The sequence below is a fragment of the Olsenella absiana genome (assembly GCF_036408855.1).
Taxonomy (GTDB): Bacteria; Actinomycetota; Coriobacteriia; order Coriobacteriales; family Atopobiaceae; genus Olsenella_K; species Olsenella_K absiana.
Genome location: NZ_JAZGJQ010000002.1, coordinates 48,998 through 73,527, shown reverse-complemented (window position 1 = coordinate 73,527; position 24,530 = coordinate 48,998). Strand labels below are relative to the sequence as shown.

Annotated in this window: 21 protein-coding genes and 1 tRNA gene; 16 read left to right on the top strand and 6 right to left on the bottom strand. The window is 65.9% G+C overall.

The features are described from left to right. Positions 1-102: 102 nt before the first annotated feature. From VXJ25_RS02245 to VXJ25_RS02205, 9 genes are all read left to right on the top strand, one after another. Positions 103-2,130 carry a V-type ATP synthase subunit I gene (locus VXJ25_RS02245; protein WP_330957588.1) on the top strand — a complete coding sequence of 676 codons (2,028 nt, stop codon included), beginning with the start codon at positions 103-105 and terminating at the stop codon, positions 2,128-2,130. Between the two features lie 14 nt (positions 2,131-2,144). Next, complete coding sequence (locus VXJ25_RS02240; RefSeq protein ID WP_330957587.1) at positions 2,145-2,597, top strand: V-type ATP synthase subunit K; 453 nt, start codon at positions 2,145-2,147, stop codon at positions 2,595-2,597. Between the two features lie 76 nt (positions 2,598-2,673). Then, complete coding sequence (locus VXJ25_RS02235) at positions 2,674-3,270, top strand: V-type ATP synthase subunit E (RefSeq protein WP_330957586.1); 597 nt, start codon at positions 2,674-2,676, stop codon at positions 3,268-3,270. Positions 3,271-3,275: 5 nt separating this feature from the next. Continuing rightward, positions 3,276-4,247 (top strand): V0D/AC39 family V-type ATPase subunit, encoded by a 972-nt coding sequence (locus VXJ25_RS02230; RefSeq protein ID WP_330957585.1) that lies wholly within the window; start codon positions 3,276-3,278, stop codon positions 4,245-4,247. Next, positions 4,240-4,569 carry a V-type ATP synthase subunit F gene (locus tag VXJ25_RS02225; RefSeq protein WP_330957584.1) on the top strand — a complete coding sequence of 110 codons (330 nt, stop codon included), beginning with the start codon at positions 4,240-4,242 and terminating at the stop codon, positions 4,567-4,569. Before VXJ25_RS02230 ends, VXJ25_RS02225 begins: the two co-directional genes overlap by 8 nt. Positions 4,570-4,593: 24 nt before the next feature. Next, entirely contained in the window at positions 4,594-6,366 is a 1,773-nt protein-coding gene (locus VXJ25_RS02220; protein ID WP_330957583.1) for a V-type ATP synthase subunit A, read from the top strand. After that, the gene (locus VXJ25_RS02215) at positions 6,366-7,748 is read left to right on the top strand and encodes a V-type ATP synthase subunit B (RefSeq protein ID WP_330957582.1); all 1,383 of its coding nucleotides are present in this window, start codon (positions 6,366-6,368) and stop codon (positions 7,746-7,748) included. Before VXJ25_RS02220 ends, VXJ25_RS02215 begins: the two co-directional genes overlap by 1 nt. Positions 7,749-7,805: 57 nt before the next feature. Continuing rightward, the gene (locus tag VXJ25_RS02210; protein ID WP_330957581.1) at positions 7,806-8,474 is read left to right on the top strand and encodes a V-type ATP synthase subunit D; all 669 of its coding nucleotides are present in this window, start codon (positions 7,806-7,808) and stop codon (positions 8,472-8,474) included. 95 nt (positions 8,475-8,569) lie between these two features. After that, a complete protein-coding gene (locus tag VXJ25_RS02205) occupies positions 8,570-10,087 on the top strand; it encodes a BCCT family transporter (protein ID WP_330957580.1) in 1,518 nt (505 codons plus the stop codon). A 580-nt stretch (positions 10,088-10,667) separates the two neighbouring features. Here the strand turns inward: VXJ25_RS02205 and VXJ25_RS02200 are convergent. From VXJ25_RS02200 to VXJ25_RS02175, 6 genes are all read right to left on the bottom strand, one after another. Then, entirely contained in the window at positions 10,668-11,777 is a 1,110-nt protein-coding gene (locus VXJ25_RS02200; protein ID WP_330957579.1) for a YkvI family membrane protein, read from the bottom strand. A gap of 162 nt (positions 11,778-11,939) precedes the next feature. Continuing rightward, complete coding sequence (locus VXJ25_RS02195) at positions 11,940-13,238, bottom strand: glycine/betaine/sarcosine/D-proline family reductase selenoprotein B (protein ID WP_330957578.1); 1,299 nt, start codon at positions 13,236-13,238, stop codon at positions 11,940-11,942. Positions 13,239-13,250: 12 nt separating this feature from the next. After that, positions 13,251-14,531 carry a glycine/sarcosine/betaine reductase component B subunit gene (locus VXJ25_RS02190; protein ID WP_330957577.1) on the bottom strand — a complete coding sequence of 427 codons (1,281 nt, stop codon included), beginning with the start codon at positions 14,529-14,531 and terminating at the stop codon, positions 13,251-13,253. A 68-nt stretch (positions 14,532-14,599) separates the two neighbouring features. After that, a complete protein-coding gene (locus VXJ25_RS02185; RefSeq protein WP_330957576.1) occupies positions 14,600-14,977 on the bottom strand; it encodes a GrdX family protein in 378 nt (125 codons plus the stop codon). Between the two features lie 274 nt (positions 14,978-15,251). Continuing rightward, positions 15,252-16,121, bottom strand: a complete 870-nt coding sequence (locus tag VXJ25_RS02180) for a LysR family transcriptional regulator (RefSeq protein ID WP_330957813.1) — start codon at positions 16,119-16,121, stop codon at positions 15,252-15,254. Between the two features lie 190 nt (positions 16,122-16,311). Beyond that, positions 16,312-16,554 carry a DUF3343 domain-containing protein gene (locus tag VXJ25_RS02175; protein ID WP_330957575.1) on the bottom strand — a complete coding sequence of 81 codons (243 nt, stop codon included), beginning with the start codon at positions 16,552-16,554 and terminating at the stop codon, positions 16,312-16,314. Between the two features lie 116 nt (positions 16,555-16,670). On the opposite strand from VXJ25_RS02175, the gene selD reads away from it, so the two are divergent. The 7 genes from selD (at position 16,671) to VXJ25_RS02140 (ending at position 24,466) form a co-directional block, all read left to right on the top strand. Then, positions 16,671-17,714 carry a selenide, water dikinase SelD gene (gene selD / locus VXJ25_RS02170; RefSeq protein WP_330957574.1) on the top strand — a complete coding sequence of 348 codons (1,044 nt, stop codon included), beginning with the start codon at positions 16,671-16,673 and terminating at the stop codon, positions 17,712-17,714. A 31-nt stretch (positions 17,715-17,745) separates the two neighbouring features. Beyond that, a complete protein-coding gene (locus tag VXJ25_RS02165) occupies positions 17,746-18,960 on the top strand; it encodes a glycosyltransferase family 4 protein (RefSeq protein WP_330957573.1) in 1,215 nt (404 codons plus the stop codon). Positions 18,961-19,087: 127 nt separating this feature from the next. Next, positions 19,088-19,184 (top strand) — tRNA-Sec (locus VXJ25_RS02160). 70 nt (positions 19,185-19,254) lie between these two features. After that, on the top strand, positions 19,255-20,682 hold the full coding sequence (gene selA, locus VXJ25_RS02155; protein ID WP_330957572.1) for an L-seryl-tRNA(Sec) selenium transferase: 1,428 nt from the start codon (positions 19,255-19,257) through the stop codon (positions 20,680-20,682). Then, complete coding sequence (gene selB / locus VXJ25_RS02150; RefSeq protein WP_330957571.1) at positions 20,679-22,583, top strand: selenocysteine-specific translation elongation factor; 1,905 nt, start codon at positions 20,679-20,681, stop codon at positions 22,581-22,583. The genes selA and selB overlap by 4 nt, the downstream gene beginning before the upstream one ends. A gap of 14 nt (positions 22,584-22,597) precedes the next feature. Next, positions 22,598-23,215, top strand: a complete 618-nt coding sequence (gene yedF / locus VXJ25_RS02145) for a sulfurtransferase-like selenium metabolism protein YedF (protein WP_330957570.1) — start codon at positions 22,598-22,600, stop codon at positions 23,213-23,215. A gap of 114 nt (positions 23,216-23,329) precedes the next feature. Beyond that, positions 23,330-24,466 carry an aminotransferase class V-fold PLP-dependent enzyme gene (locus VXJ25_RS02140; RefSeq protein WP_330957569.1) on the top strand — a complete coding sequence of 379 codons (1,137 nt, stop codon included), beginning with the start codon at positions 23,330-23,332 and terminating at the stop codon, positions 24,464-24,466. The last annotated feature ends 64 nt before the right edge of the window (positions 24,467-24,530 follow it).

Genomic DNA, 24,530 nt, shown 5'->3' with positions numbered 1-24,530 from the left:
TTCTCCTAGCGTTAGTGCTTGGCTGAACCCGGACGTTTGACGTCCGTATTTGTTCAGAACGTTCTTCCGATTGAATGTTACGAAAAACTAAGGGGGTGGCAAATGGCAATAGTCGAAATGCAGAAGGTTAGCATCTGCGCTCCTAGGCGTAACCGCAAGGTCCTGCTCAAGAGCCTGCAGTCCCTCGGGGTAATGGAGGTGCACGAGAGCGACATCGAGGCGGATGGTCTCGAGCGGATGGACACCCAATCCGCACGGATCCGCTTCGACAAGAGTGCGGACACTCTGGAGGACGCCCTCAAGAAGCTCTCCGTCTACGCTCCCTCGAAGGGAGGCTCCCTCTTCCCCGAGAAGGAGGTCGTGACGCGCAAGCGCTACGACGGCATCGTCGACGAGGCCGCGGGCATTCTCGACAAGGCCTCGGACCTCGTTCGCATCGCGAAGGACATCGACGAGTCCAAGGCGGGCATCATCCGTAAGCAGGCGGCGCAGGCCTCCCTCGAGCCTTGGAAGAGGCTCAACGTCCCACTGAACTATCGCGGGACGAAGGCGACGGGCTTCGTCGCCGGCACCTTCGCCGGCATGGATGACGTGGCGACGCTCTACGCCCTCCTCACTAAGGGCATGGACGACCCTGCGCCCGTCGATGTGACGGTGCTGGACCAGTCTCAGGAGCTCACGTACGCGGCGATCGTGTATCACCTGAGCGTCAAGGAGACGCTGGAAGCAAACCTTCGAGAGGCCGGCTTCGCGCGTCCCTCGTCCAACTTCGGAGAGGGCAAGGTGCCGGCGCAGGCCATCGAGGACCTGAAGGCGGAGTGCGAGGCGCTCGCCAAGAGGGTCGAGGATGACAAGAAGGAGATCCAGACCTTCTCGGACCTGCGCGATGACTTCAGGATCGCCTCCGACTACTACCGTGCGCGTTCTGAAAGGTATCAGCTCCTGGGCACCATTCTCCAGTCCAAGAGCATGTTCTTCCTGGAGGGGTGGGTCGAGGCCGAGAAGGCCGACGCGCTCATCGCCTACGTGGAGGACAAGTACGAGGCCCTGGCCGAGAAGGAGGAGGCGAAGGAGGGCGAGGAGCCGCCGACGAGGCTGAGCAACCGTCCGTTCCTGCGCATCACCGAACCCGTCCTCGAGTCCTATGGCCTACCGACCCACGGGCGCTTCGACCCGACGTCGATCATGACCTTCTTCTACATCATCTTCTTCGGGATGATGCTCTCCGACGCCGGGTACGGCCTTGTGATGTCCGTCGTCTGCGCCATCGTGCTCATGAAGCACAAGAACCTTCAGAGCGGGATAAAGAACCTGCTTTCGCTGTTCTTCTGGTGCGGTCTCACGACCATGTTCTGGGGCGCCATGTTCGGCGGCTTCTTCGGCAACGCGGTGGACACGATCGCGAAGACCTTCTTCGGGTACGCGGGCGACACCATAGTCAAACCGCTTTGGTTCGACCCGATGTCGAACCCGATGTACCTACTGATGTGGTGCATGCTCTTCGGTGTGATCCACCTCTTCACTGGTCTGGGGATCAAGGGCTATGAACTGCTACGCGACCACGACTTCGTGGGCTTCGTATCAGACGTGCTCGACTGGTTCCTGTTCCTCGTCGGCCTCATCCTCCTGCTCCTCCCGACGGACATCTTCGCCTCCATCGTAGGCATGCAGTTCTCCCTCCCCGCCTGGGTCAGCCAGGTGGCCAAGTGGATCACCATCATAGGTATGGTCGTGATCATCCTCATGGGCGGCAGGGACAAGAAGAACTGGGCCCTGCGCATCGCGCTCGGCGCCTACGACCTCTATGGAGTCTCGGGCTGGCTCTCGGACGTCCTGTCCTACTCGAGGCTTCTCGCACTCGGACTCGCTACCGGCGTCATCGCGAGCGTCGTCAACATGCTCTGCGCGATGATTGCGGGTATCGGGGGTCTCATCGGGGTCATCTTGTTCGTCGTGGTGTTCCTCCTCGGGCACCTCATGAACATGGCGATCAACCTGCTCGGTGCCTACGTGCACACCAACCGTCTGCAGTTCGTCGAGTTCTTCGGCAAGTTCTACGACGCGGGCGGCAAGGCGTTCGCTCCCTTCGGTGCGAACTTCAAGTACATCGAAATCAGAGAGGAAAACTAACTATGAGTTTGGGAATGGCTCTGGCACTCCTTGGTGCTGCTCTTGCAACTGCTCTCGCCGGCTCCGGTTCCGCTTGGGGCGTCGGTATCGCCGGTCAGGCTGCGGCTGGCGTCGTGGCCGAGGACCCCGACCAGTTCGCTAAGGTCCTCATCCTCCAGCTCCTCCCCGGTACGCAGGGCATCTACGGCCTGCTGATCACCTTCGTCGTCCTCTCCAGGATCGGCGTCCTCGGCGGTACGCCCGTCGCCTCCACCGAGCAGGGCCTCATGTACCTCTTCGCGTGCCTGCCCATCGCCATCGCCGGCCTGATCTCCGCCTATCACCAGGGCCGCACCTCCGTGGCCTCCATCGGCGTCGTCGCCAAGGACCCGGACCAGTTCGGTCGCGCCATGCTGTTCCCGGCCATGGTCGAGACCTACGCCATTCTCTCCCTCCTCGTGAGCATCCTCGCGGTCGTCAACATCTAGGTGCGGACCGGTTCGGGCGAGGTCTCGGCCCCGCCCGGAGGAAAACGTGGATCCAGCTGATTGAAGAGGAAAGAATATGGCGGGAATAGACGCAATCACATCGGAGATTCTCCAGGACGCGGAGAAGAGCGCGCAGGAGCTGCTCGCCCAGGCACGCGCCGATGCAGAGTCTTCCAAGGCATCCGCCCGTGCATCCGCCGAGAAGACGAAGGCTAAGACGACCAAGCGCCTCGAGGTCGAGCAGGCCCAGTACGAGAAGAGGGTCGAGTCCAGGAAGACGATGATCGAGGGCCAGCAGAGGCTCGCGTATCGCCAGCACCTGATTGAGACCGTGCTGAGGCAGGCCCAGAAGGAGCTCCACGACCTTCCCGCTGGCGAGTACTTCGCCATGGTGTGCAAGCTCGTGTCCGAGCACGCAGAGCCGGGCGAGGGAACCATCATGTTCTCCGCGGCCGACCTTAAGCGCCTCCCGGCGGGCTTCGCCGCCAAGCTGAACGAGGCCGCGAAGAAGGCCGGCGGCAGCCTCAAGGTGTCGAAGGAAGCGGCGGACATCTCCGACGGCTTCGTCCTGCGCTACGGCGGCATCGACGAGAACTGCACGCTTGACGCGCTCTTCTCGCAGATGCACGACGAGATGCAGGACACGGTCCTCAAGACCCTCTGGCAGGCGTGAGGCCTATGAGGGACACCGAGTACATTTTTGCCGTCGCGAGGATCAGGGTGCTCGAACGCGGCCTGCTCACAGACGACGACATCCGACAGATGTGCGGCATGCCCGACGTGAAGTCCGTCGTGAGCTACCTGGCCGACAAGGGCTGGGGGGACGGCAACGGACAGGTGGAGCCCGAGGAGCTCATCAGCCAGGAGCAGGACAAGACCCTGCGCCTCATGCACGAGCTGCGCGTGGACCCGGTCGTCTTCGAGGTGCTCTCGTGCCCGAAGTACTACCACAACGTCAAGTGCGCCATCAAGGAGATCTGCTCCGACATCGAGGTCAGGCGTGCCTACTACGACCTGCCCGGCTTCGGCGAGGAGGAGCTCAAGAAGGTCTTCGCGGAGAACGACACCTCCAAGCTCCCCGAGGACATGAGGAAGGCCGCCACGCGCGCCTTCGACGTCATGTCCTCGACTGGAGACGGCCAGTGGTGCGACGTGATCCTCGACAAGGCCTGCCTCGTTCAGATGCGCAAGGAAGCGTACGCGTCCAAGAGCCAGATCCTGATTGACTACGTCGAGGCGAACGTCTCGAGCGCGGACATCAAGATCGCGTTCAGGGCCGTGCGCACCGGAAAGGACCTGCACTTCCTGCAGGAGGCGCTGGCACCCTGCCGCGACCTGGACGTCAGGCGCATCGCTCAGGCTGCCGTGAAGGGCGAGCCGGAGCTCCGCTCCTACCTTGAGGCCGGCCGTTTCAGGGACGCCGTCGAGGCGCTCGAGCGCTCCAACTCGGAGTTCGAGCGCTGGTGCGACAACCAGCTCATCGAGGCGCTCCGTCCCCAGAAGACCAACAGCGTCTCGGTCGGTCCGATCGTGGCGTTCGACCTCGCGAAGGAGAACGAGCTTCGCAACGTGAGGATCATCGTGACCGCGAAGGCGAACGGCTTCTCGGAGCAGGAGACCCTCGAGAGGATGCGTGAGATGTATGGATAGGATCGCGGTCATCGGCGACTACGACAGCATCTATGGCTTTGGCGCCCTCGGCCTCGACCTGTTCCCCGTCTCGACGGACGACCCGGAGGCGGCGGCCACGCTGCGCCAGCTCGCCTCGGAGGAGTCGCGCTACGGGATCATCTACATAACCGAGGAGCTTGCGGCTTCGCTCAAGGACGTGGTCGACAAGTACGCGCGGCAGCCCCTGCCCGCGATCATCCCCATTCCCGGAGTCAAGAACAACACCGGCGTGGGGGTCGAGATGGTCAAACACTCAGTCGAGCAGTCGGTCGGCAGCGACATCCTGTTCGGCAAGGACTAGCAAGAGAGGAAGGTGAAGCGCTCAATGAGCACGGGAGTAATCAAGAAAGTGGCCGGACCTCTGGTCGTTGCCTCCGGCATGCGCGACGCGAACATGTTCGACGTCGTCCGCGTCAGCGACGAGCAGCTGATCGGCGAGATCATTGAGATTCACGGGGACGAGGCCTCCGTCCAGGTCTACGAGGAGACGCAGGGCCTCGGGCCCGGCGAGCCCGTCGTTTCTACCAACATGCCGCTCTCCGTCGAGCTGGGCCCCGGCCTCATCGGCTCGATCTACGACGGCATCCAGCGCCCCCTGAACAAGATCATGGAGGCCACCGGCAGCAACCTCCTGGGCAGGGGAGTGCAGGTTCCGCCCCTGGACGAGGAGAAGAAGTGGGAGTTCGTCCCCACGGTCGCCAAGGGTGACGAGCTCGTCGCCGGTGACGTCTTCGGCACGGTCCAGGAGACCCCGGTCGTCCAGCAGAAGATCATGGTGCCCTACGGCATCTCCGGCAAGGTGAAGGAGATTCGCTCCGGCGAGTTCACGATCCACGAGACGGTGTGCGTCCTCACCGGTGCCGACGGCGACCACGAGCTCACCCTGACGCAGAAGTGGCCGGTCCGCCAGGGTCGCCCCTACGCCAAGAAGCTCGCGCCCAACATGCCGCTCGTCACGGGCCAGCGCGTCATCGACGCGTTCTTCCCGATCGCCAAGGGCGGCGTCGCGGCCATCCCGGGCCCCTTCGGCTCCGGCAAGACCGTCACGCAGCACCAGCTGGCCAAGTGGGCGGAGGCCGACATCGTCGTCTACATCGGCTGCGGCGAGCGCGGCAACGAGATGACGGACGTCCTGAACGAGTTCCCTGAGCTCAAGGACCCCAAGACCGGCCACTCCCTCATGGAGCGCACCGTCCTTATCGCCAACACGTCCGACATGCCCGTCGCCGCCCGTGAGGCCTCCGTCTACACCGGCATCACCATCGCGGAGTACTTCCGCGACATGGGCTACTCCGTGGCCCTGATGGCCGACTCCACCTCCCGCTGGGCTGAGGCCCTGCGCGAGATGTCCGCCCGCCTCGAGGAGATGCCCGGCGAGGAGGGCTACCCCGCCTACCTCGGCAGCCGCATCGCCCAGTTCTACGAGCGCGCCGGCCGCGTCATCTCCATCGGCAGCAAGGGGCGTGAGGGCCAGCTCTCCGCCATCGGCGCCGTCTCGCCTCCTGGCGGCGACATCTCCGAGCCCGTCTCCCAGGCGACGCTGCGCATCGTCAAGGTGTTCTGGTGCCTGGACGCCGAGCTCGCCTACCAGCGCCACTTCCCGGCCATCAACTGGCTGCAGAGCTACTCGCTGTACCTCAACGACCTCGAGCCGTGGTTCAACGACAACGTGCACCCCGACTGGATGGAGACCCGTCAGGACCTCATGAACCTCCTGCAGGAGGAGGCCTCCCTGAACGAGATCGTCAAGATGGTCGGCATGGACGCCCTGTCGCCGCAGGACAGGCTCAAGATGGAGGCCGCGAGGAGTATCCGCGAGGACTTCCTGCACCAGAACTCCTTCGACCCGGTGGACACCTACACGTCGCTCGAGAAGCAGTACGCGATGATGAAGCTCGTCGACGAGTACTACAAGCAGGGCACGCAGGCCCTGGCTGCCGGCGCGAGGATTGACGACCTGGTCAAGCTCGAGGTCCGCGAGCGCATCGGCCGCTTTAAGTACGTGCACGAGGACCAGGTCGACGCGGAGTTCAAGCAGACCATGGCTGCGCTCACCGCAGAGGTCTCCGGTCTGGACAACGGGGAGGATGAGCGATAGTGGCTAGGGAATATCGCACCATTCAAGAGGTCGCCGGCCCCCTCATGCTGGTGAAGGGCGTCTCGGGAGTCACCTACAACGAGCTCGGCGAGATCGAGCTCGCCAATGGCGAGACGCGCCGCTGCAAGGTCCTCGAGATCGACGGCTCCAACGTCCTCGTCCAGCTGTTCGAGTCCGCGACGGGCATCAACCTGTCCAACAGCAAGGTCCGCTTCCTCGGCAGGGCCATGGAGCTCGGCGTGTCCACCGACATGCTCGGCAGGGTCTTCGACGGCCTGGGCCGCACCATCGACGGTGGCCCGGAGATCATCCCCGAGGCCCGCATGGACATCAACGGCCTGCCGATGAACCCCGCCGCCCGCGCCTACCCGTCCGAGTTCATCCAGACGGGCGTCTCCGCGATCGACGGCCTGAACACGCTCGTCCGTGGTCAGAAGCTCCCGATCTTCTCGGCCTCCGGCCTGCCCCACGCCCAGCTCGCGGCCCAGATCGCACGCCAGGCGAAGGTGCGCGGCACTGACGACCAGTTCGCCGTCGTGTTCGCCGCCATGGGCATCACCTTCGAGGAGGCCAACTACTTCGAGACCTCCTTCAAGGAGACCGGCGCCATCGACAGGACCGTGCTGTTCATCAACCTGGCCAACGACCCTGCGGTCGAGCGCATCTCCACGCCGCGCATGGCCCTCACTGCTGCAGAGTACCTGGCCTTCGAGAAGGACATGCACGTCCTGGTCATCATGACCGATATCACCAACTACGCGGACGCCCTGCGCGAGGTCTCGGCCGCGCGCAAGGAGGTCCCGGGCCGTCGTGGCTACCCCGGCTACATGTACACCGACCTTGCGTCGATGTACGAACGCGCCGGTCGCCAGAGGGGCAAGAAGGGCTCGATCACGATGATCCCGATCCTCACCATGCCCGAGGACGACAAGACCCACCCGATCCCCGACCTCACCGGCTACATCACCGAGGGTCAGGTCATCCTGAGCCGCGAGCTGTACCGCAAGGGTGTCCAGCCTCCCATCGACGTCCTCCCGTCGCTCTCGCGACTCAAGGACAAGGGCATCGGCGAGGGCAAGACCCGTGCCGACCACGCCGCGACCATGAACCAGCTCTTCGCCGCATACGCGCGCGGCAAGGAGGCCAAGGAGCTCATGGTGATCCTCGGCGAGGCCGCCCTCACCGACATCGACCTCATCTACGCCAAGTTCGCGGACGAGTTCGAGAAGCAGTACGTCTCGCAGGGCTACAACACGGACCGCTCCATCGAGGAAACCCTGGACCTCGGCTGGAAGCTCCTCCGCATCCTGCCCCGCTCCGAGCTCAAGCGCATCCCTGACGCCATGCTCGACGAGTACTACGACAAGAAGGACGAGGACTAGAGCGGGGTGGAACGCACCGCGGACAGTCCTGTAAGAGTCAGAAGAGAGGAGGTATAGATGCCAGGAACGCACGTGAACCCCACCCGCATGGAGCTTACCCGCCAGAAGGCTCGCCTCGAGACCGCCGTCAAGGGGCACCGCCTGCTCAAGGACAAGCGCGACGAGCTGATGCGCCGCTTCCTCGACCTCGTGAGGGAGAACATGGAGCTCAGGCTCAAGGTGGAGAGCGGCATAAAGGACGCCAATCGCAGGCTCGTCCTGGCTCGCGCGGGCATGAGCGAGGAGACCCTGCAGGGCGCCCTCATGGCTCCCAAGCAGGAGGTCTACCTCACCAGCTCGACCAAGAACGTCATGAGCGTCGACGTGCCGGTCTTCTCCACGAAGACCCGCACCTCCGACCCCAACGACATCTACTCCTACGGCTTCGCCTTCACCTCCGGGGACCTCGACGCCTCCGTCAAGTCGCTCGCGGACATCCTGCCCGACATGCTCCGTCTCGCCGAGGTAGAGAAGTCCTGCCAGCTGATGGCCGCGGAGATCGAGAAGACGCGCAGGAGGGTCAACGCCCTCGAGCACGTCATCATCCCCGAGGCGCAGGAGAACATACGGATGATCACCATGAAGCTTGACGAGAACGAGCGCAGCACCCAGGTGCGCCTCATGAAGGTCAAGGAGATGGTGCTCCAGGACGCAAGGAAAGAAGAGGAGGCCAGGAAGGCAAGCTAGAAGAGGCTATCGGGAAGGTAAGGCGGGGCCTAGCCCCACTGACAAAGGGATAACTCATGGAAACGGAAAAGAAAGCAGATAACACGGTATTTATCGTGTCCCTGATCATCTGCGCGGTGATCGTGGTCTGGGCCGTCGGGTTCAACCAGAGCTTCAGCGCGGCGTCGAACGCGATCTTCTCGTTCTTCACGGTCGACTTCGGCTGGCTCTACATGGCCGCGATGTTCGCGTTCGTCGTGTTCGCGCTTGCGATCGCGTTCTCGAAGTTCGGTGGCATCAAGCTGGGCGAGGACGACTCCAAGCCTGAGTACTCAACGGTCTCGTGGTTCGCGATGCTGTTCGGCTGCGGCATGGGCGTCGGTCTCGTGTTCTGGGGCGTCTCCGAGCCGATCAGCCACCTCATGGCCGAGAACCTGCCTAACGGTGCTGCCGCCGGCAGCCCCGAGGCGGCACTCTATGCCTTCAGGGCGTCTTTCATGCACTGGGGCTTCACGCCGTGGGCCAACTACTCGATCATCGGCCTCGCGCTCGCGTACTTCCAGTTCCGCAAGCACAAGCCCGGCCTGGTCTCCACGACCCTCGAGCCGCTCATCGGCACTAAGCTGACCAAGGGCTGGCTCGGCAAGCTCGTCGACGTCCTCGCTGTCTTCGCCACCGTCGCTGGCGTCGTCACCTCCCTGGGTCTCGGCGTCATGCAGATCAACGCCGGTTTCAACTTCCTCTTCGGCCTGCCCTCGAACCTGATGGTCCAGATCATCATCATCGCCATCATCTCCGTGATCTACATCGGCACCGCCGTCGCCGGCATCGACAAGGGCATCTCGGTCATCTCCGACCTGAACCTCTACATCGCCGTCGGCCTGCTGCTCGTGTGCTTCCTCGTGGGCCCGAAGCTGGACATCCTCAACAACCTCATCGGCGGTACGGGCGCCTATCTGCAGTACTTCATCAACGACTCGCTTGGCCTCTCCGCCTACGGTGACAATAGCTGGGTCCTCAGCTGGCGCATCTTCTACTGGGCTTGGTGGCTCGCGTGGGCACCGTTCGTGGGCGTCTTCATCGCCCGCATCTCCAAGGGCCGTACCATCCGCGAGTTCGTCGCCGGTGTCGTCCTGGTTCCCGCCGTCGCTTCCATCGTTTGGTTCTCTGTCTTCGGTTCCCTCGGCGTCCACCTGGGCATGGTCGGCACCGTCGCCCTCGACGCGCTGAAGCAGATCGCTGCCACGCCTGAGACGGGCCTGTTCATCGTGCTGCAGCACTACCCGCTCGGCGCCGTGATTTCGCTCGTCGCCATCGTGCTGCTCTGCACCTTCTTCATCACCTCGGCCAACTCCGGCACCTTCGTCCTGGGCATGCTCTCCACCAACGGCAACCTCAACCCGCCTAAGAAGAGGATGTTCATCTGGGGCATCATCCAGTCCGTCATGGCAGTCGGCATGCTGATCGCCGGTGGCCTGAAGCCGCTGCAGACCATCTCCATCGCGGCCGCGTTCCCGTTCATCTTCATCATGATCGCGGTCATGTTCTCGCTCGTTAAGGCCCTGTCCTCTGACGAGGCCGTCGCGGGCGAGGCCGAGGAGGCAGCTCCCCAGACGGAGGCCCAGAAGGCCTAGCCTGCGCCTCTCGGCGACAACGCACTAATCCCGCAAAGCGGGTCAGTTAGGGGTCCGGGCCTGAGCCCGGGCCCCTTTCTCCTACGTAGGGGCTAATGGCAAGCGCGCTCTGGGGGGGCTCGGGTGCCCGAGGGGCGTCGGGGTCTTGAGTAGGGATGACTGCGAGTCGTCGGGAGAAAGGAGGCCTTCGGCCGCTTGTGCGAGGCGGTCGGTGCGACACCTGGGCTGGGTTCTGCAAGACCTCGGGACAGGTGCTGCAGAATTCCGCGTTGTGCATGGCTTTGCGCCGGGCCACCTCCGACCCGCCGCGAGACCAGGCCATGGGCGGGACGCTTGCCCAGGAAGCCCATCCCGGAACGTTATCTAGGTGGCGTTTCGTCCGCCCGACGCGCTCCAAGGCCTGCGGAGTCCGTGCGCGAGCCCCGGAGATGCAGCATACGGCACGAGAAACTGCAGCGGCCGCGCTAGCGCGAGGCGGACCGAGACGGCCCGGGCGGAAAGAGGAAGGCCCCGTCCAGGACGTGACGTCCTGGACGGGGCCTCTTGGGCGCGTAGGCCAACCTCGAAGGCGGTTGAGCCTCTAGGCCTCGACCTTGTCGGCCTGGCCCTTGCGGGAGATGCGCCTGCGGATGTCGTAGACGATCATGAAGGCGATCAGGATGAACCCGAGGTAGCCGTTCAGGCCGTAGAGGACGTTGACCAGGCCCTTATACGGCAGGAAGCAGGCTACGACGCAGCCGATGACGCCACCGACGACGATCAGGAGCTTGTAGCGCGGCGTGCCCTCGCGGGAGATGGCGCTGACGCCGCTCCAGAGCAGGGGCACCGCGGTGGTGTAGATGCCGCAGAAGATGATGATCGAGAGCACCTGCGCGAAGGCGGGGTTGATCGTGTTGGCCAGCATCAGGGTGGGGATGTCGGCGTAGGCGGTGATGTCGATGTGGGAGATCAGCGCGACGCAGCAGATGGCGGCCGTCGCGAAGATAAAGATGGTGGAGAGCAGGACGCCCTTGTTGACCTCGTGCTCGTCGTTCTTGGCGCCCATCTCGGCAAGGAAGGTCGAGAACCACAGGATCACGAAGCCGCCGTAGGAGGCCCCGGAGGCGAAGGGGTTACCCCCGCCGACCTGCACCAGGTCGTACTTGCCGGCGTCGACCGCCTGGAGGTTGGCGGAGAAGTTCGGGAGGCCCGTGATGGCGGTGGCGATCGAGACGCCGAGCAGGCAGACGATGATGACCGGCCCGATCTTGCCGAGCGCGTTCACGATGCCGTCGAGGCCGAAGACCGCCGTCGCGACGACGACCACGGTGAGGACGACGGCGCCGACGCCGTTGGGCAGGCCCCACTGCTGGGTGGCCGTGGAGTTGGCGCCGCCGCACATGACGATGAAGCACATGTAGCAGAAGAAGGAGGTGAAGTACTTGTAGAAGGTCCCGATGTACTTGCCGCAGTAGAGCGTGAAGATGTCGGAGCCCTTCTCGATGTGGCGCTCGCTCCCGTTGCTCGTGAAGGAGAGGTTGGTGTAGACGTAGATGGCCGCCGCCACCAGGATGACCACCATGAAGAGCGAGCCGTAGGAGGCCTCGTACTGCATGACCTCCTGCATCGTGGCGAACCCGGCACCGATGTAGAAGGCGATGCACGAGCCGCAGAACCCGATGACCCTAGCGATGCTTGATTTCTTTGTCATAGATGTCGCCCATCAGGAGTGAGGACGGCTGGCGTCCTCTTTCGGCCAGGAATGCCGCGACGGGGTGCGTCCGAGGACGAGCACCCCGCCGGGATGATTGAGCGCGGGACAACCGCGCGGGCCGCTCCCCGCCTTCGGGGAGCGGCGTTGGCTGGGGCCCTGTTAGAACTGGGTCGGGCCGTCGACCGGGGTCTGGAGGGCCTTGAGCGCCCTCTCGACGAGCCCCTTGCGCAGCGTGTACTCGTCGGCTGCGCCGAGCGTCGGGTTACCGACGGGGTAGGGGATCGCGACGGTCGGGACGATCCTGTTGGCGCCGACCGACTGCGAGATGGTCGTGATGGTGGCCATGTGGACGATGGGGATGCCGTAGCGCTCGATTTCCTTTACCATCGTTGCACCGCAACGAGTGCAGGTGCCTCAAGTGCTGGTGAGGAGCACGCCGTCGACGCCGGCCTCCTTGAGCTCACGGCCGATCTCCGTACCGAACCTGCGGCCGTTTGCGACGGAGGTGCCCGTGCCGGTCGTGGTGTAGAAGTACTGGTAGACGCCGCCGATGACGCCGGAGTCCGCGAGGTCGCTCAGAACGTCGAACGGCACGACGCGGTTGGCGTCCAGGTTGGCGTAGGTGGGGTCGTAGCCGCCGTGGATCGTGCAGAAGTCGGCCTTGAAGTCCTTCTCGCTGCTGACGTCGTACTTGTTCCACTGCTGGGCGGAGGCGGACTGAAGGTGGTCGGGGTTGCCCTTGGGCACGATGCCGCCGGAGGTGACGAGGGCGATGGTGGCCTTCGAGAGGTCGGCGATGGGCGCGGCGGGGTCGACGCTGTCGAACTGCGGCATGGGCAGCTCGGTCTTGAAGGGCTGGTCGGCCAGGCGCTTGAGCAGCATCTCGACCGCGCGCTCGGAGCCGCGCTTGTCGGAGAAGATCGTCTCGCGGATGCCGTGGGCGAAGTAGCCGTCGGCCTCGGGCGTGATCTTCTCGCCGGCGAGGACCTTGCGGGCGAGCGCCGCGTACTTGGGCAGCGCCTTGCGCATGTCGGCGGCGGAGTTGCCGGTCTCGACGATGGTGACGTCGGCGCGGCCCAGGTCGACGCCAGGGTTCTCGACGTTCATGCCGGTGAAGGCGGGGATGCCGAGCTCCTTCTCGACGGCTCGGCACACGCCCATGCAGGCCATGCCGTAGCGGCCGGCGAGGAAGGCCGGGCCGGCGACGACCAGGTCGGGCTTCTGCTCGCGCACGTAGCCGAGAATGGCCTCGAGCGCCTCGGCCTCGTGCTGGTTGTAGTAGTTGTCGCCGCAGATGATGGTGCCGGTGACCTCGGCGAAGTCCTTCACCAGGGCCTCGAAGCCCGCGGCGGGGCCGACCTTCTCGGCCACGAACGAGGGGGCGACGTCCGCCTTCTCCTCGCCGCCGATCTGGCCGAAGAACTGGTTGACGTAGTAGAGGATCTTCTTGTCGCTCATGCCAGTCCCTCCTTAGAGCAGCTCAACGGTGCAGTTGTGGTAGCCGATCTCGGACGTGGAGCCGATCACCGCGTTCAGCTCGACGGTGATGTTGCCCTCCTCGTCGATGCAGCCCTGCCAGCCGCCTGCCAGCGTCTGGACGGCGAGCGGGTCGCCCAGGACCTTGTCGGGCACGCCGAGGTGCACGACCTTGCTCACGTTGCCGGTGGACACGACGGCGACGGCCTCCTTGGAGGTGTCGGCCAGGGCCTGGCTCTTGCCGTCCCAGCCGGTGCACTCGTCGGTGACGAGCGTGGTCTTGACGCCCTTGTCCTCGAGGCGCTTGGCGATCATCACGAGGTCGGAGTCGGGGTTGCCGTAGCCCTCCTCGGAGACGATCACGCCGTCGGCGCCGAGCTCGCAGCAGAGCTTGGCGGTGTAGTCGCAGGTGCGGAACTTGCCGTCGAGGGTCGTGAGCTCGGGGGAGAGGATGTTGCCTATGTAGTTGATGGTCTTGCCGTGCTGTGCGTACAGGTCCTCGATGAGCGAGTTATTCTGGTGCTGGTAGGTGGTGATCTTGTCGCACGCAGCCACGCAGTTGCCCGAGACCACCGCGTTGTCCAGCTCCTCATTTGGGTGCAGCCAAGTGGGGAGCAGAAGCTTCGCGTCGCAGCCGTAGAAGTACACGTCGTGCAGCAGGCCCTGGGAGATGGTCATCTCCACGTAGGCGACCTTCGGCAGGTCGGGGTACTTGGCGCTCTCCTCGGCGAGGGTTCCCAGCTCGAAGACCTTGGTCTCGTCGGGCTCGACGCCCTTGGCGGCCTGGCCGACGCACTCGGCGGCGCGCAGGCCCGCCAGGCGCATCACGGTCTCGCGCTCGTGCGGCTCGAGGCCGTCCACCGTCTTGATGTCGACGACGATGTTGTAGGTCTTGGAGAACGGCGTCCACTTGGCGCCCTCCCCCCACATGTCGACGACGCCCTCCTGGAAGCCGACGACGTCGCCGACCGTCACGACCGCGGCGCCCTTGAGCACGGAGACCTTGCCGTCGCCGGCCTGGACGTACTTGCTCGTGACGCCCGGGAAGCCGGGGCGCCCCTCCTTGTAGCGGGGCTCGATGATGTCCTTGATGGGGATGATGCGGACGTGCTCGCCAGGGCGGGCGAAGTCCACCGTGACATCCGTCACCTTGGAGTCCTGCATGATTGCCTGCTTGACCTCTTCAGGACTGACGTACAGCACGCCGTCGCGCACCTCGCACGTCTCGCCGACGTCAACGTTCTTGATGTGGATAAGGTCTTCCTCAAGCCGCATGTGTCAACATCTCCTTCACGTGTCTCGTGCCTTGCTGGCCTTGCAGAACTGCGTGGGGCTGGCCCGGCTCAGGCGCACAGGCTGACCCTGCCTCCGGCCTCGCCGCACTCCTCGAGGGCGGCCTGGAGCAGCTCCAGGTCCATCCGGGCGTAGTCCGCGTCGTTGCGCTCGATGCGCCGACGGCCCTCGGTCGCGAGGTCATAGCTCGCGATGGAGTCCTCGGCGAGCTGGGCCTGCTCGGGCGAGAAGCCCTCAGGCCGGTCGCTCACGACGATGGACCTGAAGGGGGAGAACATCATCCCGAGGCTCGCGAACAGCGGGTGGGTGATGAGCTCGTGCCCCAGGTAGGTGAGGTCCCTCGCCCTCACGAGGACGTCCCTGAAGCCGCCCTCCACGAACTCGACGCCCTTGGCGTCCCTGAGGAGGGGGTTGTTGGTAATCACCATCTCGTACACCTCCCTTCGCATACCTAGACGGGCAATGCGCTAGCCGAGACCAGACGAAATAAAATAATCAGAAAGGAATTTCGTCTATTGGAAGTGTACGTGCTTCCAGATTGTTACGGAATATTGAAGGTTGCACGAACGTTATGAGGAAATTTCACAGAACGCTTGTTATTTAGATAACCATGTGTTACAGAATTTCGGCACAAGAGCCCCCCGCTCCGCGTCGGCGCGGGACGTGGGCTGTCCTGCCACCTGCGGCCGTCCTGCCTCAGGATTAGGGAAGCTGGGGGATGATCCGCTGCGCGTAGGTCACGAAGCGCTCTACGGCCGGCGTGTTCTCGCTCTCGGCGGGGATGGCGATACCCAGGTCGATCGAGCTCGCAGGCTCCACGGGGAGGAGTGCCATCTTGGTGGAGAGGCCCTGGGTGATCAGGCGGTTGGTGATGACGAGGCCCAGGCCCTGCTCGACCATGCGGAAGGCCGGGTAGTTGTACAGGGTGGAGATGCTGTACTCGACCTTCACCCCGGAGCCCTCGATGAGCCTCAGCACGTCCACGTCGGCGCCGTAGGCCGGGAAGATCAGGGTCTCGTCCGCGAGCTGGTCGAGGCTGACGGAGGACTGGGCCGCCAGGGGGTGGTTCGGCGGGATGGCGACCATCATGGGGTCCTTCCTGAGGAAGACCCAGCGGTACGGGATGGTGGGGAAGTAGCTGTAGAACCCGATGTCCGCCTGGCGGTTGGCGAGGTAGTTGGCGACCTCCTGCCACACGCCCTCGAAGAGGTGGATCTTGATCCGGGGGTAGTCCTTGTGGAAGGCGGCGATGACCTCGGGCAGCCACTCGCTCGCCACGCTCGCGTACGAGGCGATGCGCAGGGTGCCGGTCGCGAGCCCCTTGACCTCGGAGATGACCTGGGTGAGCTGCTCGTCCTTGCCGCAGGCGTCGCGGATGAGGGGGATGAGCCTGACCGCGTTGGGGGTGGGGGAGACGCCCTGCTTGCTGCGGACCAGGAGCGGGAAGCCGATCTCGCCCTCGAAGGCGTCCATCATGTGGCTTACGCCGGAGGGGGTGTAGCCGAAGTAGCGAGCCGCCTTCGAGAGACTGCCGGTGTCGACCGCCTTGAGGAAGACCTGCGCCTTCCACATGTCCACGCGACCACCCCCAGGTCCTTGTCATATTGTCCTAACAAGCCAGTATCGCCTTTGGCATAGGAGCTCGCGGGTGAATTCGACCGGCGCCCCGGCGGGGGCGTCAAAAGGTAATCGCCCCCGCGAAGCGCGGGGGCGACCGACGTGCGTAACATGGGACGATGCGCGAGGGTGACGCTTGGGAGACCTACAGCATGAGCTCGTGGAGCGACGAGGGCGTGAGGCCGACCTTCTCCATCTCGTCCAGGATCTGCTGCCTGTCGGCGGGGTCCGCCTTCCAGACCATGCCGCAGCCAGCCGAGATCTGGGGCGGCATGGGGATGATGCGCCCGGGCACGCCGTCGCGCTCGCAGGCGGCCTCCATGGCCATCGCGTCGGTGGTGCGGTCGAAGGCGACGATAAGGGTGTTCTTCTTGGGTGAGAGTGGCATGGTGGTCCTCGCTTCTCGCGGATGTCATTAGCATGGAAATGATATCCATGGGGTACTGTTTATAGGTACAGATTATAGTTGCCCGCCGCCAGGCGGGAGGCGAGATGGGATCACCCATGAGCAAGCACGTCGCGAAGAAGCTTACGGAGATGACCGCGGCCTCGGGCTGAGCCGCCAAGATGGCGCCCGGCGCCCTCGCTCAGGTCCTGAGCGACCTCCCCAACGTCTTCAACCCCGCCCTGCTGATCGGCTACGACACGGCGGACGACGCCTACGTCTACAAGGTGAACGACGAGACGGCCCTGATCGGCACCGTGGACTTCTTCCCTCCGATGGTGGACGACCCCTACCTCTTTGGCCAGATCGCGGCCGCCAACGCCCTCTCCGACGTCTACGCCATGGGCGGCGAGCCCAAGATCGCGATGAACCTCCTGTGCTGGCCCAACTGCCTCGGCGTGGAGATGGCCGGCGAGGTGCTGCGCGGCGGCGCCGACAAGGCCGTGGAGGCCGGCTGCACGATCGCGGGCGGTCACACCATCGTGGACGACGAGCCCAAGTACGGCATGTGCGTCACCGGCTTCGCCCGGCCCGAGGACATCCTCGCCAACAGCGCGGCGCGCCCCGGCGACCTGCTCGTCGCCACGAAGAAGGTCGGCTCCGGCATCCTCAACACCGCCGTCAAGGGCGGGCTGCTCGAGCAGGCCGACATGACCGAGCTCTACCGCCAGATGAGCACCCTCAACAAGTACGCGGCCGAGGTGGGCCACCACTTCGACGTGCACGCCTGCACCGACATCACGGGCTTCGGCCTGGCCGGCCACCTCTGCGAGATGGCCGAGGGCGCGGGCCTCACGGCCGTCCTCCGCTATGAGGACGTGCCCCTGATGGACGACGTCGAGGAGTTCGCACGCATGGGCATCATCCCGGCCGGCACCTACCGCAACCACGACTACTTCTCGGACCGCGTGAGGGTCTCCGAGGCGCTGCCCCAGGTGGCGGCCGACGTGCTGTTCGACCCGCAGTCCTCGGGTGGCCTCATGTTCGCGATCGGCCCCGACGAGGCCGACGAGTTCCAGGACGTGCTCTCCGCTGAGGGCATCGACTCCAACGTGGTCGGCGAGTTCGAGGAGAAGCGGGACTGCTTCGTCCGCATCGTCTAGGCCCGGAAGGCGGGCCAGGAAGGGGAGACCCATGCGCGTCCTCAACGTCTCGGCGCAGAAGCCCGACACCACCGGCAGCGGCATCTACCTCGCCGAGACGGTGAGGAGCGAGATCGCGATGGGGCACGAGGCCGCCGTCGTCTGCGGCCTCGGGGCCGAGGACGGGACGCCGACCCTGCCCTCTGCCGCGCGCGTCTACCCCGTGAGGTTCGACACGCCGGAGCTCCCCTTCCACGTCTGCGGGATGTCCGACGTGATGCCCTACCCGGCGACCCGCTACCGCGACCTCACGCCGGAGATGGCCGGGCTGCTCGAGCGCGCCTTCACGGCGCGCATCCGCCAGGCGCTCGAGGAGTTCGCCCCCGACGTCGTGGTCTGCCACCATCTCTACCTCGTCACGGCGCTCGTGCGCGAGTGCGCGCCCGACCTGCCGGTCGGGGCCGTATGCCACTCGACGGGCCTGCGCCAGCTCGCGCAGATCCCCTTCGAGCGCGAGCGGATCTGCCGGGACGTCCGTGCGCTCGACGCCGTCTTCGCCCTGCACGAGGCGCAGGCGGCCCGCATCTCGGACGAGCTCGGCGTGGATCCGAGGCGCATCCACGTCGTGGGCGCTGGCATCAACACCCGCCTCTTCTCGCGCGGCGGCGCCGGAACGCCTGCACGCCGGCGCGGGCGCATCTGCTACGCGGGCAAGATCTGGAGCAAGAAGGGCGTGATGAGCCTCGTCGAGGCGCTCGACCTCATCTCGCCCGAGATGCTGCCGGAGGGCGTCCGCGGCCTGGAGGTCAGGATGGCGGGTGCCGCCGGCGCCGACCGCGAGGACTTCGAGGCCATCGTCTCGCGGGCCCGGGCCTGCCGCTGGCCGATCGAGTTCCTCGGCAAGCTGCCCCAGGACCGACTGGCCGACGAGTACCGCGCTGCCGAGGTCTACGTGCTGCCCTCCTTCTACGAGGGGCTGCCGCTCGTGGTGGGGGAGGCGCTCGCCTGCGGTTGCAAGGACGTGGTGAGCGACCTCCCGGGCCTGCGTCCCTGGTACGCGAGCCACGTGCCCGGCGCCCCGATAGTCTGGGTCGAGCCGCCCCGGATGGCGGGGGTCGACGAGCCGGTTGCGGCCGAGCTGCCGGCCTTCTCGGAGCGCGTCGCCCGCGCCCTCGTGGAGGCCCTGGCGATGCCTGCACCCGACTGCGACGTGAGCGCGATGTCGTGGGACCGGATCGCCGCTGACGTGATTGGGGGCTTGCAATAGTCATCGCGTTTAATATAATCGTTCTCGGATTTCAGGTGCTCCACCTCCTGGGGTAGTATAGCCAGCGTCGGTGCCGGTGTGTAAAAGCACGTCGCCGCTCTCTGGGTTCGGAGGGGGAGAGCATTTTGGGGGTAGAAGGGTAACTGGTGTGCCTCCTGGTCTTCAAAACCAGTGTGAGCAGTTGTAGCTGCTCGGGTGGGTTCGATTCCCACCTGCTCCCGCCAAAGCCTCAGCGGTACCCAAATAGTATATTTGGGTACCGCTTTTTTTAGTTGCGCTTGTCTGGAGGTTCGGATGGATCAAAGGCTTCTGATGCAAATCCCCAAGGTGGACGTCCTGCTTGCGGAGGAGCCGCTCGTGCGACTTGAGGCGGACTTCACGCACGACCAGATCAAGGACGCCGCCCGCAGCCACCTCCAGTCCCTGCGCGAGGGCGTGCTCGCCGGCGAGCTCGCAGAGATCGACCCGCCCGAGAAGGTCGCGGAGGCCGTGGCCCGTACGCTCGAGAACCGCGGCGCCTACAGCCTGCGCCCCGTCATCAACGCGACCGGCGTGGTCCTGCACACCAACCTCGGGCGCTCGCCGCTCGGCGAGGCCGTGGCCGAGCACGTGGCCGAGGTCGCCGCCGGCTACTGCAACCTCGAGTACAACCTGGAGCGCGGCGAGCGCGGCTCGCGTTACAACCACGTCGAGCGCATCATCTGCGAGATCACGGGCGCCGAGGCGGCCATGGTCGTGAACAACAACGCCGGCGCCGTCTTCCTGATGCTCAACACGCTCTGCAAGGGCCAGGGCGTCGCGGTCTCGCGCGGCGAGCAGGTCGAGATCGGCGGCTCCTTCCGCGTGCCCGAGATCATGGTGCAGAGCGGCGCCCGCCTGATCGAGGTCGGCACCACCAACAAGACCCACGAGGCGGACTACGCCCGCGCCATCGGCGAACAGGGCGCCTCCGCCCTCCTCAAGGTCCATCCCTCCAACTTCGCGATGATCGGCTTCACGGAGTCCGTCTCCGTGGCGCAGCTCTCCGACCTCGCGCGCGACTCCGGGGCCCTCGTCCTGTACGACATGGGCTCAGCGCCCCTCTTCCCCAACGAGGTCGCCGGCCTCGACAACCAGGAGACCATCCGTGGCGTCCTCAGGGACGGCGCGGACGTCGTGTGCTTCTCGGGCGACAAGCTCGCGGGCTCCGCGCAGGGCGGCATCCTGGTGGGCAGGCGCGACCTCATCGAGCGCATCCGAGCCAACCAGCTCACCCGCATGCTCCGCATCGACAAGCTCTCGCTAGCCGCTCTCGAGATGACCATGCAGCTCTGCCGCGATCCCAGGCTCGCGCGCCGCGAGGTACCCGTCGTGCGGATGCTATCCATGACCGCCGACGAGCTCAGGGGTCGCGCCGAGGCCCTCGACGAGGCCATCGCCGCCATCGGTGGCGTCGAGCACGAGGTCGTCGCCGTGAAGGACGAGCCCGGCGGCGGCTCGCTGCCCGACGTCCTTCTCGACGGCTACGCCGTGAGCGTGACCGTGGCGGGCCTTGCCCCCGCCGAGCTGGAGCGACGCCTCCGCGAGGCGCCCACGCCGATCGTCGCGCGCGTGAGCAAGGAGCAGGTGCTCCTCTCCGCCCGCACCATCATGGACGGCGACGTCGAGCGCGTCTGCGCCGCCCTCGCCGAGATCGCGCAGGCCGGCGGCGAGGAGCCGCCCGCGGGAGGTGCTGAGCGATGAAGCACGTCGTCATCGGAACCGCTGGCCACGTAGACCACGGCAAGACCTGGCTCACGCGCGCCCTGACGGGCGTCAACACGGACCGCCTCGAGGAGGAGCAGCGCCGCGGGATCACGCTCGACCTCGGCTTCGCGCAGCTCGAGCTTCCCAACGGCCAGGACGCCAGCATCGTCGACGTGCCGGGCCACGAGAAGCTCGTGCGCAACATGATCGTCGGCGCCACGGGCATCGACGTGGTCCTGCTCGTCGTCGCGGCCGACGAGGGCTTCATGCCTCAGACGCAGGAGCACCTCGACATCCTCCAGCTGCTCGACGTCAAGAGCGGCATCATCGTCCTCACCAAGAAGGACCTCGTGGACGACGACTGGCTGCAGGTCGTGACCGAGGACACCCGCGAGCGCGTCAAGGGCACCTTCCTCGAGAACGCCCCCGTCATCCCCGTGTCCGCCGAGACGGGCGAGAACATCGAGCTGCTCAAGCGCGAGATCGTGAAGATCGTGGAGCACGCGGACCTCAAGCGCACCGACAACCCCTTCCGCCTCCCGGTGGATCGCGTCTTCACCAAGAAGGGCTTCGGCACCATCGTGACCGGCACCCTCGTGGACGGGACGCTGCGCATGGGCGACGTCGCCGACGTCTACCCCCAGGAGCTCACCGCCAAGGTGAGGGGACTCCAGACCCACAACGTCGCCCAGCCGGAGGTCTACGCCGGCATGCGCGTCGCCGTCAACCTTACGGGCGTGGACACCTCCGTCATCCGTCGCGGCTGCACCGTGGCCGCCCCGGAGTCGATGCTGCAGGCGAGCCAGGTCGCGGTCAGGCTCAACCTCCTGCCCGACAGCCCCTACGACGTGCGCAACTCCTCCCAGCTGCACTTCTACCACGGCACGCAGGAGCTCATGGCGAAGGTCCGCCTGCTCGACCGCGACGTGCTCGAGGCCGGCGACAGCTGCTTCGCCCAGCTCACCCTCAACAAGGAGCTGACGATGAGGAACCAGGACAAGTTCATCGTCCGGTTCTTCTCGCCCGTGGTGACCGTCGGTGGCGGCGAGATCCTCGAGCCGACCAGCCGCAAGCTGCGTCGCAACGACCAGCGCGTCCTCGCCCACCTCGCCCACCTCGCGTGGGCTCCGGAGGACCGCGCCCGCCAGATCGTGCTCGACGCGGGCATCCACCCGCTCTCGGTCGCGGAGGTGGCCTCGCTCGCCGGCATGTCGGAAGGCAGCGTCCAGACCACCCTCGACAAGTTCGTGGAGCAGGGCTCCATCGAGCGGATCGGCCAGGGCTACGTGAGCGAGGAGGCCCTGCAGGAGCTCTCCGCCGCCACGGCCAAGCTGGTCGGCAACTACCACAGGACCCACACCCTGGACGACGGCATGAGCCTCGGCGAGCTGCGCCAGAGGATCTACCCCAAGAGCCAGTCGCTCGCCAACGCGCTCATCGACTGGCTCCAGGCCCACGGGGTCATCGAGCAGTCCGGCGGCATCGTGCGCATCCCGGGCTTCGAGCCCACCTTCACGGACGTACAGCGCAAGATGCTCGACCAGCTTGACGAGTTCTACCTCAAGGCCGACCTCGAGCCGCCCACCAACGAGGAGGTCACCCAGGCCTTCCAGGACAGGCACGGCACCTTCAACGAGGTCATGGCCCACATGCTCAAGCGGGGAACGCTCGTGGCGCTCTCGCCCACGACCTCGGTGCACCGCAGCGCCTACGCCAAGGCCCTCTCGACCTTCATGGGCATGTTCGCCGAGTCGAGCACCGTCGCCATCGGCGACTTCCGCACCAAGCTGGGCGTCTCGCGCAAGTACGCCCAGCTCTACCTCGAGTACTTCGACGCCTGCCACATCTCCAAGATGGTCGACGGCGTCCGTGTGCTGGTAAAGCCAAACTTCAGCTAGAAGGGAGAACGTACATGAGCGAGAAGGCCGTCGAGGTGGACGCGATCGGGCTGGCATGCCCCACGCCCGTCGTGAAGACCGTCAAGGCCATCAAGGGCCTTGAGGGTGCCGGCGTCGTGAAGACCCTCGTCGACAACGAGATCGCGGTCAAGAACCTCTCCAAGCTCGCGTCCGACAAGGGCTACGGCTTTGAGTCCAAGCAGCTCGAGGACGGCAACTTCGAGGCGACCCTGACCGTCAGCGGCTCCGAGGCCCCCGCGAGCGAGTCCGACGCCGACTTCGCCGACCCCTCCAAGAGGAAGGCCGTCGTCGTGATCTCCTCCGACATGATGGGCACGGGCGAGGAGGAGCTGGGCCACAGCCTGCTCAAGAACTTCATCTACTCCCTGACGCAGGAGGACGTCCTGCCGTCCACCATCCTGTTCTACAACAGCGGCGTCCGCATGACCTGCGAGGGCTCGCCCGCGCTCGACGACCTCAAGCAGCTCGCCGCCGCCGGGGTCGAGATCCAGTCCTGCGGCATCTGCCTCAACTACTACGGACTGACCGAGAAGCTCGCGGTCGGCGAGGTCACCAACATGTACGCCATCGCCGGCAAGCAGCTCGAGGCCTCCGTGGTCATCAGGCCGTAGCGGACGGCCCCTTGGCGGTGCGCAGCCGGGTGCGGCCCGGGCGGCGCGTCCGCGCGAGAACCCACGGGAGGGCGAGGCCTGCTCGCCCTCCCTTTCTCTTAGGGAGGAGAAGCGATGATCTACCTAGACAACGCCGCGACGACCATGCGCAAGCCGCCCGAGGTGGCGGAGGCCGTCGCGCGGGCGCTCCAGACGATGGGCAACGCCTCGCGCGGGGCGACCAAGGCGTCGCTGGCCGCCTCCCGGGTCGACTACGTCGCCAGGGAGCAGCTCGCCCGGCTCCTCGGCTGCCCGCGCCCGGACCACGTGGCCTTCGCGAGCAACTCCACCGAGGCGCTCAACGTGGCGATCATGGGCCTCGTCGACGCGGGCGCGCGGGTGGTGGGCACCGACCTCGAGCATAACTCCGTGCTGAGGCCGCTCTACCGCCTGCGCGACGAGCGCGGGGCGGACCTCGCCTTCGCGCGCGCCGACGAGCGGGGCAACCTCGACTACGAGGACCTCGAGCGCCTCGTCACCCCGGGCACGAGGCTGGTGGCGGTGACCCACGGCTCGAACGTGACGGGCAACATGGTCGACGTCGCCCGCGTCGTCGACATCGCGCACGCCGCCGGCGCCCTCGTGGTCGTCGACGCGTCGCAGACCGCGGGCAGCCACGAGGTCAGCCTCGAGGGCACCGGCGCGGACGTCGTCTGCTTCACCGGCCACAAGGGCCTCATGGGGCCCCAGGGCACGGGCGGCCTCTGCGTCGCCGAGGGCGTGGAGATCCGCCCGTTCAAGGTGGGCGGCACGGGCGTCCACTCCTACTCGGAGACCCAGCCCGAGGAGTATCCGACGCGCCTCGAGGCGGGCACGCTCAACAGCCACGGCATCGCCGGGCTCTCCGCGGCGCTCGACTTCATCGAGCGAGTCGGCGTGAAGGCCATCGGGGACCACGAGGAGGGGCTCATGAGGAGCTTCTACGAGCAGGTCCGCGCCATCGACGGCGTCACGGTCTACGGCGACTTCGACGCGGCGGAGCGCTGTGCGATCGTGTCGCTCAACGTGCGCGACTACAGCTCCTCGGCGGTGGCCGACGAGCTCGGCGAGCGCTACGGCATCGCCACCAGGCCAGGTGCCCACTGCGCGCCGAGGATGCACCGCGCGCTGGGGACGGTCGAGCAGGGCGTCGTGCGCTTCAGCTTCTCCTGGTACAGCACGGAGGAGGAGGTCGACGCCGCCGTCGCCGCCGTGCGGGAGATCGCCCGCTAGGCGTGGGGGAGAAGGACCTGGGAGAAGGGGGGGCCGGCCGCGGCTAGCGCCGCGGCCGGCCCCT